This window comes from Ciceribacter sp. L1K22 (assembly GCF_017599385.1).
GTDB lineage: Bacteria > Pseudomonadota > Alphaproteobacteria > Rhizobiales > Rhizobiaceae > Allorhizobium.
Genome location: NZ_JAGFPK010000001.1, coordinates 1,656,329 through 1,669,128 on the forward strand (window position 1 = coordinate 1,656,329; position 12,800 = coordinate 1,669,128).

At 59.8% G+C, this 12,800-nt stretch carries 11 protein-coding genes; 5 read left to right on the forward strand and 6 right to left on the reverse strand.

All coding sequences use genetic code 11. The features are described 5' to 3' along the window. Positions 1–5: 5 nt before the first annotated feature. The 3 genes from J5J09_RS08310 to J5J09_RS08320 all read right to left on the reverse strand — a co-directional run bounded on the left by J5J09_RS08310 (position 6) and on the right by J5J09_RS08320 (position 3,793). Entirely contained in the window at positions 6–1,013 is a 1,008-nt protein-coding gene (locus J5J09_RS08310; protein ID WP_208549186.1) for a lipid A biosynthesis lauroyl acyltransferase, read from the reverse strand. A 10-nt stretch (positions 1,014–1,023) separates the two neighbouring features. Then, positions 1,024–2,436 carry a cytochrome P450 gene (locus J5J09_RS08315; protein ID WP_208549187.1) on the reverse strand — a complete coding sequence of 471 codons (1,413 nt, stop codon included), beginning with the start codon at positions 2,434–2,436 and terminating at the stop codon, positions 1,024–1,026. Positions 2,437–2,596: 160 nt separating this feature from the next. Then, entirely contained in the window at positions 2,597–3,793 is a 1,197-nt protein-coding gene (locus J5J09_RS08320; protein WP_208549188.1) for a hypothetical protein, read from the reverse strand. Between the two features lie 195 nt (positions 3,794–3,988). Between J5J09_RS08320 and parC the strand changes: the two genes are divergently transcribed. Together parC and J5J09_RS08330 are read left to right on the forward strand one after the other, a co-directional pair. After that, on the forward strand, positions 3,989–6,265 hold the full coding sequence (gene parC, locus J5J09_RS08325; protein WP_208549189.1) for a DNA topoisomerase IV subunit A: 2,277 nt from the start codon (positions 3,989–3,991) through the stop codon (positions 6,263–6,265). 257 nt (positions 6,266–6,522) lie between these two features. After that, positions 6,523–7,482: a nitroreductase family protein gene (locus J5J09_RS08330; RefSeq protein ID WP_246745809.1), complete on the forward strand. Its 960-nt coding sequence runs from the start codon at positions 6,523–6,525 to the stop codon at positions 7,480–7,482. A gap of 30 nt (positions 7,483–7,512) precedes the next feature. Here the strand turns inward: J5J09_RS08330 and J5J09_RS08335 are convergent, their stop codons facing one another. From J5J09_RS08335 to hemB, 3 genes are all read right to left on the reverse strand, one after another. Continuing rightward, positions 7,513–8,292 (reverse strand): arginyltransferase, encoded by a 780-nt coding sequence (locus J5J09_RS08335; RefSeq protein ID WP_208549191.1) that lies wholly within the window; start codon positions 8,290–8,292, stop codon positions 7,513–7,515. Positions 8,293–8,416: 124 nt separating this feature from the next. Beyond that, on the reverse strand, positions 8,417–8,875 hold the full coding sequence (locus J5J09_RS08340; RefSeq protein WP_208549192.1) for an RDD family protein: 459 nt from the start codon (positions 8,873–8,875) through the stop codon (positions 8,417–8,419). A 75-nt stretch (positions 8,876–8,950) separates the two neighbouring features. After that, positions 8,951–9,958: a porphobilinogen synthase gene (hemB, locus tag J5J09_RS08345; protein ID WP_208549193.1), complete on the reverse strand. Its 1,008-nt coding sequence runs from the start codon at positions 9,956–9,958 to the stop codon at positions 8,951–8,953. 113 nt (positions 9,959–10,071) lie between these two features. Here hemB and J5J09_RS08350 point away from each other — a divergent pair, with 113 nt between their 5' ends. From J5J09_RS08350 to J5J09_RS08360, 3 genes are all read left to right on the forward strand, one after another. After that, positions 10,072–10,500: a DUF6163 family protein gene (locus J5J09_RS08350; protein WP_208549194.1), complete on the forward strand. Its 429-nt coding sequence runs from the start codon at positions 10,072–10,074 to the stop codon at positions 10,498–10,500. 138 nt (positions 10,501–10,638) lie between these two features. Further along, the gene (locus J5J09_RS08355) at positions 10,639–11,148 is read left to right on the forward strand and encodes a winged helix DNA-binding protein (RefSeq protein ID WP_208549195.1); all 510 of its coding nucleotides are present in this window, start codon (positions 10,639–10,641) and stop codon (positions 11,146–11,148) included. A gap of 262 nt (positions 11,149–11,410) precedes the next feature. Further along, complete coding sequence (locus J5J09_RS08360) at positions 11,411–12,736, forward strand: L,D-transpeptidase family protein (protein WP_208549196.1); 1,326 nt, start codon at positions 11,411–11,413, stop codon at positions 12,734–12,736. Positions 12,737–12,800 lie beyond the last annotated feature (64 nt).

The window sequence follows — 12,800 nt, forward strand, 5'->3', positions numbered from 1 at the left end:
TGCTGTCAGCCCTTCGGCAGCGCGTTGTCGAGGAAGAACCATTGATCCAGGTGTTGCCGGATCACGGCCTCGATCGCATCGTTCAGCAACTGGATGTCCTCCAGCAGGCGCTCCCCGGATTTCTGTTCTGGCGGAAGCGTGATCGGGGGCAGGGCTCGGCAGACGAAACGGAAGCCGTCTGTCCGCAGATTGTACCACGGGCAGATCGTCGCGCCGGTCATCCGCGCGAGACGGATCGTCATCGCCAGATTTCCTTCCAGATGCGGTTTTCGCCCGAACAGAGGTCCACGGATTTTGCCGTTCACGCCCTCATCGCAGAAAGCCGAGACGATGCCGCCGCTCTTGAGAACACGCACGGCCGGCCGAATCCCCTCCAGGCCCGGCGGCAAAAAGTTGAGGCCATTCTTCCGGCGCACGCGTTCCGAGATCCACGCCTTGGCACGCCCCGGTGGAGGCGTGTAATTGATATAGGGGACGAGACCGGCGCGCTGCAGCACAAGCGGGCCGATCTCCCAGTTTCCCAGATGCATGCCGACAAAGATGACAGGACCGCGTTTGGCTGCCTCGGTTACCCATTCGAGGTGATGCACCTCGATCCGTTCGGGATGGTTTGCCAGTCGGTTGACCACGGAAAATTCCGTCATCAAACGGCCTTGGGTCCGGCAGTTCTCGACAAACAGCTTGTCCTGGTCGGCTTTGGAGAGGTCAGGACGCAGCTTGGCGATCGTCGCGCGCGCCCGTTTCTCAGCCGATTTGTGAAAACGCGGGATCGCATAGACGCCGAGCTTTGCTCCGAAGGCGGAGCAGGCGTCCATCGGCAGAAGCTTGAGGCCGAAATGCCCGATGAGATGCAGTGCGTTCCAGACATTATCGGAGACCCAGTAGCGGAAGAACCGGCCGGAACGTTCGCCGCCGGCGAAAAGGTCTGCCAGACCCGGAGCGGCTTCCTTCTCGTAGACCCAGGCCTTGCGCTTGGCGAGATCTATGGTCTTCGGGGTCTTCTCGTCTGCCATGGGACGTCCTTTATCGACGGGGATGCAGGGTAACCGGCAGCCCGCCCTTCGGCCGCAGCGTCAGACGGCACTGGGGTTCAACCTTGTGCTCGTGGGGAACCCTGACGACGAAGCGTTGCGCGAGTATGGCAAGGCACAGGATCGCTTCCGTGAGCCCGAACTGCAACCCGGGACATACGCGGGGACCCGCCGCGAACGGCACATAGCTGTAGGGGATTGGCCTTTTACCGTCGAGGAAGCGTTGCGGCAGGAAATGATGCGGCTTTTCGAAGAGGCTGGCCGTGCGGTGCAGGATCCACGGCACGATCAGGACCAGCGAAGCGGGCTTGACGTCGATGTCGCCGATGCGGTCCGCCTCCTTCGTCTGACGGGCAAGGATCGGCACCGGCGGATAGAGACGAAGCGTCTCCTCGATCACGGCGCGGCACCATTCAAGTTGCGGAACATCATCGATCGTCGGCGCGCGTTTTCCGCAGACCCGCTTGATCTCCGCATGGATTTCCTTCTCAACCCAACGCGCCTTGGAGAGCAGGTACCAGGCCCAGGTCAGCGTCGCGGCCGTCGTCTCGTGACCGGCCATGAAAATGGTCGCGGCCTCGTTTCGCAGCGCCACCATGTCCAGGTTGAGTTCGGGGTTCTTCTGCTGCCGGCGGATCAGCAACTCGACCATTGAGTTATGGTCGCCTCGACCCGCAAGGTGATCTTCCACAACCTTGTCGATGATCTGGTGAATGCGTTTGACCGACCGGCGGAGAGAAGGAGTTCGCAACACCGGCAGACCTTCGTCGAATCCCAAAAAGTAGCCGATGTTGATGGAATCGATCAGCGCCTGATAGCTGGTGAAACTGTCAGTCACCGCGTCGGCACTGTCCTTGCCGAGATTGTTGCCGAAGACGCTGCGGGAGATGATTTCCGCCGTCAGGCCCGCCATCTCGTGCAGGACGTTCACGTTCGCGCCGGCACCGAGAGAGGACCATCTCTGCACAAGTTCTCCGGCCGTCTGCTCCATGACGGGACCAAAGGCGGGCACGCGGTTCTTGTGGACGATGTCATTGACGAGCGAGCGTCGCTGCTTCCAGGTCTCGCCATCCGAAATGAACAGCCCGTCGCCCAGTAGATACTCCAGAGCCCTCCGCATCTGTGGGCTCTTCCGCTCGAAATTCTCATGGCGCTTTGCCACGACATATCTGATCGCATCCGGCGAATTGACGACGACAAGCTGCCGTCCGAGGAGTTTGTTCGACGCGACGTGGTCGGTATAGTCACGCTTGCGCCAGACCGAAAGAAAATCGGTACGTGCCTGCAGGATAAGGCTGAGTGGATTGCCGGATTTCTGCCTATAGTAGGCTGCGTGCGCGGGAACGAAATTCCGGCCGCGCAACTTTTCTTCGATTTCGACGGGCCGGTTGAGCCAGGAGAGCATATTTCATCCATTCGTGGGCGCTTGCCGCTTCGGTTTAACGCCTTCCACGTGTGGGTCAAGTCGAGGTTTCCGGCTTCGGCGTCGCACCGTCGATCGAGAGGAGCGCCCCGCAGGACGGGCAATGAAAGCTCCCGCGGGGCGCAACCGGAATGGCGGCTTTTTATTCCTCGTTTGCCGTGACGGTAACGCCGAGCAATTTCGGAAGCGTCTCAGGCGCACCCATGCCGGCACCCATGATCATCGGGAAGGGGACAGGCTTTTCCGGTGCCAGGCTGATCGTCAGGTTCTGCGGATCGTCGACATAGGTATTTACGGCTGCCGGTACTGTCGCCTGCAGTTCGGCGAGCTTGAATTGTCCAAGCAGCACCGGAACCATGGCCTTGACCATCTGCGCCATCTGTTCCCCGCTGGTGCCCTGCTGTTTGCCGGCAAAGTCCAGCCCGCGCTTTGTGATGCCGTCATCATCGAAGCTGATTTCAGCGCTGTTGAAGGACATTTGCTGCATCAGGCCCAACATGGCGAGGCCCGCCGCCTGCTGTGCCTGTTCGTTGCCAGGCTGCGACTGCATCTGTCGCGAGGTTTCCTGCAACTGCTTGATCAGGTCCATCGTGTAGCCCGACAGGCTGAAAGCGAGATTCAGGGTGCCGATATTGGCGAACTCGAAGGCGTATTCTTCGACTTCGATCGTGCCCGTCGGCACTTCCCAGCTGCCGGCCATGGTAACGTTGCCGTCGATGGACTCCAGTCCCAGGGCTTGAATGGTTTCCTTGGCCTTGGCGTCCTCCACCGTGGAGAGGTCAGCCTTGATGCCCGTGATGTCACCCGCGAAGGACAACGTCGTCTCGTCCTCGCTGGTTTCCATTGTGCCGGTAGCTCCCTGCATGGAGAACACCTCCTTGCCGTCGACGCTGATGGAGATCGGACCGCTATGGGCTTCCTCGTAGATGGGGAGCGAATTGATGTCGCCCGTCGTCACGTCGCCGGGGATCCATATTCCCGAAAGGTAGAGATCGCTGACCTTGATGGACGCCTTGTCCTGCGTCATATCGATGTCCGGAAACTCGAGCAGGCCTATGTGATAGGCACCCCCATCCTCTTCTGTTACGTCCTGGAGGGTCAGCTCACCGATATCAAGCGGCTTTGCGTCCGGTCCGACCGGGGTGATGCTGACGCCCTTGAGGACCACATTGCTGCCGTCAACCTCGACGGACTGGGCCTTCACCGTCCCTCCATCGGGACCGTAGATCGCATTGATCTTGTTCAGCAGATCCTGTCCGTCCAGCGCAAATGCGGGTGAAAGGCTTCCAACAAGCGCGACGCTTGCAAGCAGGGCGGTGACTTTTGGTGCACGGATCATAGGGCTGTCCTCTGTTGATCGGCTGAGCTGTTCTATCTGGCGCAAGCAATATACTGGCTGCTTGTCGACTTCCACCGCTTTTGAAATCACCCCATCGTGCCGCCATTGTGGCTTTGACGTCTGGTACATCCTTCATCCACAGGGCGTTTGGTCGATTTTCTTGCCGTCGGAAGGCTTCTCGGCTAGGCAGGAATCATGGGAAAAAACCTTGAACCGCCGGGCGAGGGCGGAGACAATATCGAGCCGATCGATCTGCGGGCCGCGCTGGAAGAGCGCTATCTGGCCTATGCTCTGTCGACCATCATGCACCGGGCGCTTCCGGACGTTCGTGACGGCTTGAAGCCGGTTCACCGACGCATCATTCATGCCATGAGCGAGATGGGCATCCGGCCCAACTCCGCTTTCAAGAAATGCGCGCGTATTGTCGGCGACGTCATCGGTAAGTTCCACCCGCACGGCGACCAGTCCGTCTACGATGCGCTGGTGCGCCTGGCGCAGGATTTCTCGCAGCGCTACCCTGTCGTCGACGGTCAGGGCAATTTCGGCAATATCGATGGCGACGCCGCTGCAGCCTATCGTTACACCGAAGCGCGCATGACCGACGTTGCCGCGCTTCTTCTGGAAGGTATCGACCAGGACGCCGTCGATTTCCGGCCTACCTATAACGAGGAAGACGACGAACCCGTCGTTCTTCCTGGTGCATTCCCGAACCTACTGGCGAACGGCGCGTCAGGCATCGCCGTCGGCATGGCTACCTCTATTCCGCCGCACAATGTGCATGAGATCTGCGACGCCGCGCTTCATCTGATCAAGAACCCGGACGCGCCGGTTGAGGAACTCTTGTTCGACCCCGCAAACCCGCAGCGTGGCGGTATCGAGGGACCGGACTTCCCGACGGGCGGCGTAATCATCGAGAGCCGCCAGAGCATGCTCGAGACCTACCGCACCGGTCGCGGTGGTTTCCGCGTGCGGGCGAAATGGGAGGTCGAAGATCTCGGCCGCGGTGGCTACCAGATCGTCATCACGCAGATTCCTTTCCAGGTTCAGAAATCGCGCCTGATCGAAAAGATTGCCGAGCTTCTGATCGCTCGCAAGCTGCCGCTGCTGGAGGATATCCGCGACGAGTCGGCCGAAGACGTGCGTGTCGTCCTGGTTCCGAAGAGCCGAACGGTCGACGCGACACTCCTGATGGAATCGCTGTTCCGGCTGTCCGAGCTCGAAAGCCGCATTCCGCTGAACATGAACGTTCTTTCCCAGGGCAAAGTGCCGAAGGTCATGGGCCTTCGCGACGTGCTCGTCGAATGGCTCGGTCACCGCAAGGACGTGTTGATCCGTCGTTCAAGGTTCCGCCTTGCTGCGATCGATCGCCGCCTCGAAATCCTCGGCGGCCTGCTGATCGCCTACCTGAACCTCGACGAGGTGATCCGTATCATCCGCGAGGAAGATGAGCCGAAGCCCGTCATGATCGCGAAATGGGATCTGACCGACGTACAGGCTGAAGCGATCCTCAACATGCGGCTGCGCAATTTGCGCAAGCTCGAGGAGTTCGAAATCCGCAAGGAGCACGACGAATTGTCCGCGGAAAAGGCGGAGATCGAGTCGCTGCTCGCCTCGGATGCCAAGCAATGGCAGACGATTTCCTGGGAAATCGGCGAAGTGAAGAAGAAATACGCCAAGGCGACCGAACTCGGCCGCCGCCGCACCGCCTTTGCCGATGCGCCCGAGGCGGACGTCGAGGCTATCCAGCAGGCGATGATCGAAAAGGAACCGATCACCGTTGTCGTCTCTGAAAAGGGCTGGATACGGGCGTTGAGAGGGCATCTCTCCGACACGTCGAGCCTGACCTTCAAGGAAGGTGACGCGCTGAAGGTCGCATTCCCTGCCCAGACCACAGACAAGATCATCCTCGTGACGACAGGCGGCAAGGTCTATACGCTCGGCGGCGACAAGCTGCCCGGAGGGCGCGGCCATGGCGAACCGTTGCGCATCATGGTCGACATGGAAAACGATCAGGACGTGCTGACGGCTTTCGTCCACGACCCGAACCGGAAGCTGTTGATGGCATCGACGGCCGGAAACGGCTTCGTTGTGCCGGAAAGCGAGATCGTCGCGAACACCCGCAAGGGCAAGCAGGTCATGAACGTTGGCATGCCGGACGAAACGAAGCTCGTCGTGCCGGTATCGGGTGATCATGTCGCGGTCGTCGGTGAAAACCGCAAGCTGCTGGTGTTCCCGTTGACGCAAATGCCCGAGATGAGCCGCGGTAAGGGCGTCCGCCTGCAGCGCTACAAGGACGGAGGCATCTCCGACGTGAAGTGCTTCGCGATGGCCGATGGGCTCAATTGGATCGACACCGCCGGTCGAACGTTCTCGAAGACGAAAGATGAGCTGCTGGAATGGATGGGCGACCGTGCCTCGGCAGGGCGAGCCGTTCCTAAAGGCTTTCCGCGCAGCGGCCGTTTCGACGGCTGAGATAGGCGTATTGGTGTCCTAAGCCGTGTGTGGTCACGATTTGACCAAGGTCATGGAGATCTGTCTCGCGGCGGCGCATTTTTGGCTGCGCGATGCGGGCAAAAGGACAGGACATGCCGACGAGACGAGCTTTGTTATCGGCAACGGCTGGGGTGTTGGCGCTCGGAGTGGGTGGAACGGCTGTCTTGGCGAGCCGTGAAGGTCAGCGATACAGCGACTATGCGGCGGCTCTGCGAGCACCCCTGGACGGAAGTGGCATGGCGGGTTTTATCCGCTACGCCTGCCTTGCTGCCAACGGACACAATACGCAGCCCTGGCTGTTCTCAATCAAGGGAAACACGATAGATATCGTTCCGGACGTTGAACGCCGGACTCCAGTCGTCGATCCGGATGACCATCATCTCTATGTGAGCCTCGGCTGCGCCCTGGAAAATCTCCTGCTTGCCATCGAAAGTCGTGGTCTTGCGACGACGGTAAATCTGCTGGATCAGGGGGCAGGTGGTCTATCGGTTGTCCTGGAGGATAACAATGCGGCGATCGATCCGCTCGACCAGGCGCTCTTTGCCGCCATCCCGTTCCGGCAATCAACGCGATCCGTCTATTCCGGTGCGGCCGTCAGTACCGAACGCCTCGCCACGCTTGGACGCGCTTCGCGGATCAACGGCGTCAGTCTTTCGCTTCTGACCGACCGCTCGCGCATAAACCTTGTCCGTGATCTCGTCATAGAGGGGAACAATCGGCAGATGGACGACCCTGCCTTCGTCCGAGAGTTGTTGCATTGGCTCCGGTTCAGCCCTTCCCATGCGATGGCGGCGGGTGATGGGCTCTATTCGGCAACGACTGGAAATCCGTCTCTTCCCGAATGGCTTGGGCCACTCGCGTTCCGCCTTGCTTTTACAAAGTCGGGTGAGGCGGACAAATACGCCAGACAGATGGACAGTTCCGCCGGCGTCGCCGTTTTGGCGGCGGAACAGGCGGACCCGGCGGGCTGGATTTCTGTCGGACGATCTTGCCAGCGCTTCTGCCTTGCGGCCACTGCCCTCGGCCTGAAGACGGCCTTCGTCAACCAGCCCTTGGAGGTCGCGGAGCTTCGCCCCGCTCTCGCCGAGACGGCCGGATTAAGGGGGCTCCGACCCGATGTCGTCTTGCGGTTCGGGTATGCGGATGTGCTTCCCTTCTCCCCACGCCGGCCGGTGGCGGACGTGATTCGCACCTAAGCAAAGGGCAGCTATCAGGTTTTTGGAGCGCTATCCCGCTTCGACGCCGTCGGCCATCGCCTCGTCCGGAAGGTAACGTTCCCATCCTTGCATGGTGAGATGCTCTTGCGGCAAGAAGCGGGTCTTGTAGCCCATCTTCCGCGAGCCGTTGACCCAGTATCCAAGGTAAACGTGGGGCAGACCGAGGTTGCGGGTCCGCTCGATGTGATCGAGCACCATATACGTCCCCAGGGAGCGCTTCGTGAGGGTCGGATCGAAGAACGAATAGACCATCGACAGCCCGTCGCCCATCATGTCCGACAGCGCAACCGCAACCAGTTCGCCCTTCTGGTCTATCGGGGAATCCTGTGGTCGGCGCTTCCGGTATTCGATCACCCGGGTCTGCACATGCGTATCCTCGACCATGATCGCATAATCGAGCGCCGACATGTCTGACATGCCGCCCGTTTGGTGCCGGTGGTCGAGGTACCGACGGAACAGCGAGAACTGCTCTGTCGAGGGCTGCGCAGGGTATACCGTGGAGACCAGGTCGCTGTTGTCGGCAAGCACCCGGCGCATTGATTTCGTCGGTTCGAACTCGTCCGCGAGGATCCGGACAGACACGCAGGCGCGACACAATTCGCAGGCCGGCCTGTAGGCGATGTTCTGTGACCGGCGGAATCCGCCCTGCGTCAGCAGATCGTTCATCTCGTTGGCACGTGGACCGATCAGATGCGTAAACACCTTCCGCTCCATCTTGCCAGGCAGGTAGGGGCAGGTGGCTGGTGCCGTCAGGTAGAACTGCGGAGATAGCGTCGTTTGCGTGTTCATCGGGCTCCGGTCGGCATCATGGATCGCGCCTGATCTGACAATACCATGGAGCAAGATAGCAAAACGTCAACTGTGTCATTACAGGCGTGGTACTTTTGATGCGGTCGGTACGCCCTACAAAAGACTAGTACGTCCGCGCCATGGCCGTTCCAAGCAAAAGGTCATGAACAAGTCGGGAGCGTTCGATGAAGAGACCTGCCAGCAGGATCAGCGGCGTCAGCACGGAGTTCAGTATCCAGAAGAGAGCCAGATGCGCGATCGCCGTGATGAAGTCCAGCTTTCGTCCGTCGAGCCGTACCATCGCGATCCCCATCGCGCGCATGCCCGCTGTCGCCTGCGATGGGCCGGCAAGGGAAACGCCGAAGTAGAGGCCCGCCACGATGAAGAAGAGTATTGGATAGAGCATCCAGCCGAGGCCCAGCGTCAGAATGCCCAGAAAGAACACGACCACTGCCGCCGGTACCCAGAGCAGGGCGACGATCATGTAATCGATGATGAATGCGAACACGCGCCGCGACAGTACTCCGCTATAGGCGCGCCAGTCGTCGGGTGCGGCGTAAGCAGGATTGGGGTCGAGGGCCATCACGATCTCCTTCTCGGTTTTCTCCGATATGGTGGGTGGCCAGCGTCCGCGCAATGCCCGAGCCCCGCTCCGTCGCTATTTTGCCAGCAAGCGCGCCACGGCCGGCGCGAAATACGTCAAGATGCCGTCGCATCCGGCGCGCTTGAAACAGAGCAGCGTTTCCATCATCGCGCGTTCTTCGTCCAGCCAGCCGTTGGCCGCGGCCGCCTTGATCTGGGAATACTCTCCGGACACCTGGTAGGCATAGACCGGTAGACCGAATGCTTCCTTCAGGCGCCAGCATATGTCGAGATAGGGCAGGCCGGGCTTGACCATCAGCATATCAGCGCCTTCCTCGACATCGAGAGCGGCATCACGGACCGCTTCGGTGCCATTCGCCGGATCGATATAGTAGCTCTTCTTGTCCCCCTTGAGCAGCCCGCCGGTCGATATGGCTTCACGGTAGGGCCCGTAGAAGCCGGAGGCGAACTTCGTCGCATACGACATGATGCCGACCGACTGGTGACCGGCTGCATCCAGCCCGCGACGGATGGCGCCGACACGACCGTCCATCATGTCCGATGGCGCGATGATATCCGCACCCGCGTCCGCCTGCGTTACGGCAGCTCTGACGATCTGGTCGACCGTCTCGTCGTTGACGATCTCGCTGTCGCGGAGGATGCCGTCATGGCCATGGCTGGTGAAGGGATCAAGGGCGACGTCGGTGATGATGCCGATATTGGGCACGGCTTTCTTGATCGCCGCCGTCACCTGATTGATCAGATTGTTGGCCTCAAGGATCTGGGACCCCGTTTCGTCGCGCAACTCCATCTCGATGTTTGGGAAGGTGGCGAGGGCCGGGATGCCGAGATCGGCCGCTTCCTTGGCCGCCTCGACCGCCTTGTCCAGGCTCAGACGGTTGACGCCCGGCATGGCGGGAATGGGATCGACGATATTCGAACCCGGCACAACGAAGATCGGCCAGATCAGATCATCGACAGTCAGGCGATTTTCCTGCGTCAGCCGACGTACCCAGTCTGCCTTTCGGTTGCGGCGCATTCGCCGATGGCCGGTAATGTCGTCGACCAGATGAGTCTTGTTCATGGTGACCGTCCTTGTGCACTGTCCTTGGGAACGGTGCATATCACGCGGCTCCCGCTTTCCAAAGCCGAACCACCCATCTGGCAAGGCACTGGAAGCGCGCCTATTGTCGCGGCATGGACGATGATTCTTCACACCTTCCGCAAGCGACACTGACGGGAAAGCTCTTCCTGGTTTTTCTGCGGGTCGTCGCTGTCACGTGCCTGTGGTTCGGCTTGCAGTACTGGGCGATGCTCGTCGGCTATTCGCTAGGAGGCCATGGCCGTTTTGATCTCCTGACCGTTCCCTGGCAGATCGCGAGCGCCAGTCTCGCCGTCGTCTTCCCGGTTGCCGCTCTCGGGCTCTGGCTTGCCGGCTCTTGGGGACCCGTGATCTGGGTCCTTGCGGCGGGCACGCAGATTGCCATGTACGGTTTCTGGACGGACATCTACGGTGTCAATCGCCTGGTCATCGTCATGCACTGCGTCGTCGCGATCGTCTACATCATCTTCCGGGCCGCGATTTGGCTCGAAGGACGGGAGCGTCCGCAACTGAATAAGGTTTGATTTACCGTGATGAAAGAGTACGCCTCGGTAAGGTGCTGTTAAGCCTAGGTTTTAAATAGAATTTTATCGGCATTCGATAAGGTCTCTCACAAGGCGGGAAGAAAAAACAGCCGCCACAACAAACAGTGAGGCAGACCGATGAACACCAAGATCAAGCCGCAGGCGGCAACGCTTGACCCGCAGGAAGAGACGATCCGTTCGCTCTATCTCGAATCCCTTCACCTCGTCGAGCGGCTTCACCGTCGCCTGCTCGACGTCATCAAGGATGAGTTCGACCGTCAGGGTCGTTCGGACGTCAACGCCGTTCAGGCGCTGTTGCTCTTCAATATCGGCAATTCGGAGTTGACCGCCGGCGAGTTGCGCTCGCGTGGCTACTATCTCGGCTCCAACGTTTCCTACAACGTGAAGAAGCTGGTCGATCTCGGCTTCATCAATCACCAGCGCTCGCGCATCGACCGCCGCTCCGTTCGCATCAGCCTGACGGACGAAGGCCAGAAGATCGCCGAGACGGTTGCTCGTCTCTACGAACGTCATATCGGTTCGATCCAGAAGGTCGGCGGCATCGGCCAGAATGAATTCACCGAGATGAACAAGCTGCTTCAGCGTCTCGACCGGTTCTGGAACGACCAGATTCTCTATCGCCTCTAGGCGGTCCCTTTAAGAGGGAGGATGGGCCGGGTGCGCTTTGCGTGCCCGGCTCGCTCACGTTTCTCCAGCCGGCGCAACACGCCTTCGTGAGTCTCGTCCAGGTGACACGAATTGGCCATATTGCTATGAGAGCCGCAGACATGTGTTTGGTGGGGAAAGCCCTGCCAATGCCCAGTCGTAAAACGGTCGCGGGCCAATGCGTTGTTTGTTAACCACGCCATCTTATGGCTTGGGTCTCACTGCTCGGGAAACGGTAGGAAATATGTCGCATAAGTTCGAATTCGTCGCCTTGTCGCGTCGCTCTTTGCTTCGCGGAGCCGCAACAGCCGCTATGTCGGCCGTCGCCGGCACCGCAATGGCTCAGACCGCAATCGACGAAGTGATCAATGCGCCGCGTCGTGGTAATTGGGACGATCAGTTCGATGCCAAGGCATCTCGTGTCACCGCGGCAGTCAATTCCAACACGCCGATCCTGAGTGAAAGCAACCAATTCAATTTGCTTCAGGCGATCGGCGACTATCAGGCGATTGTCGCAAATGGCGGTTGGCCTCAGGTAAACCCGGGTGTCAAGTTGAAGATCGGTGTCGTCGATCCCTCCGTCCGTGTCTTGCGTCAGCGCCTGATGATATCGGGAGACTTGGCTCGGTCGGCCGGCGTCTCCGACAGCTTCGATTCTTACGTCGATGGTGCAGTAAAGCGCTTCCAGGCGCGTCACGGTCTGCCGGAAGATGGCGTGCTTGGCGAGTTCACGCTGAAGGCCATGAATGTCTCGGCTGACGTCCGCCTGCAGCAACTCAACAAGAACATGCAGCGCTTCCAGGAAATGAAGCCGGACCTTGGCTCTCGCTATGTGTTGGTCAATATTCCCGCTGCCTATGTGGAAGCCGTTGAAAACGACCGTGTTGCCCTGCGAAACACCGCGGTCGTCGGTCGAATCGATCGCCCCACGCATGCCATCAGCTCCAAGATCTACGAAGTTATTCTGAACCCTTACTGGACCGCCCCCCGCTCGATCATTGAGAAGGACATCGTTCCATTGATGCGGAAGGATCCGACCTATCTGACGCGCAACCAGATCAGGCTGTTCGACGGCAACGGTCAGGAAGTGGCGCCGGAGACGGTCGACTGGAACGCGGAGAAGGCTCCGAACCTGATGTTCCGCCAGGATCCGGGTAAGATCAACGCGATGTCCTCGACGAAGATCAACTTCCACAACCCGAACAACGAGTACATGCACGACACGCCCCAGCAGGGGCTGTTCAACAAGCTCATTCGCTTCGAGTCCTCCGGTTGCATCCGCGTCCAGAATGTCCGCGACCTGAACGTCTGGCTGCTGAAGGAGACGCCGGGCTGGTCGCGCCAGGAGATGGAGCGCGTCATCGCGAGCCGTGTGAACACGCCGATCACGCTTGCGCAGGAAGTTCCTGTTCATATCGTCTACATCACCGCGTGGTCCGCCAAGGACCGTGTCGTTCAGTTTCGCGACGACATCTATCAGCTCGACGGCTACCAGGAATTGGCGCTGCAGACGAATATCGGTGTCGAGCAGATTTCCGGTTCCGTGGAAGACGATCTCCTTCCTCAATAAACGCGCGAACATTCCCAAGTTGACGGCGTCCGAGAGGGCGCCGTTTCTCGTTGTGCCGCCATCA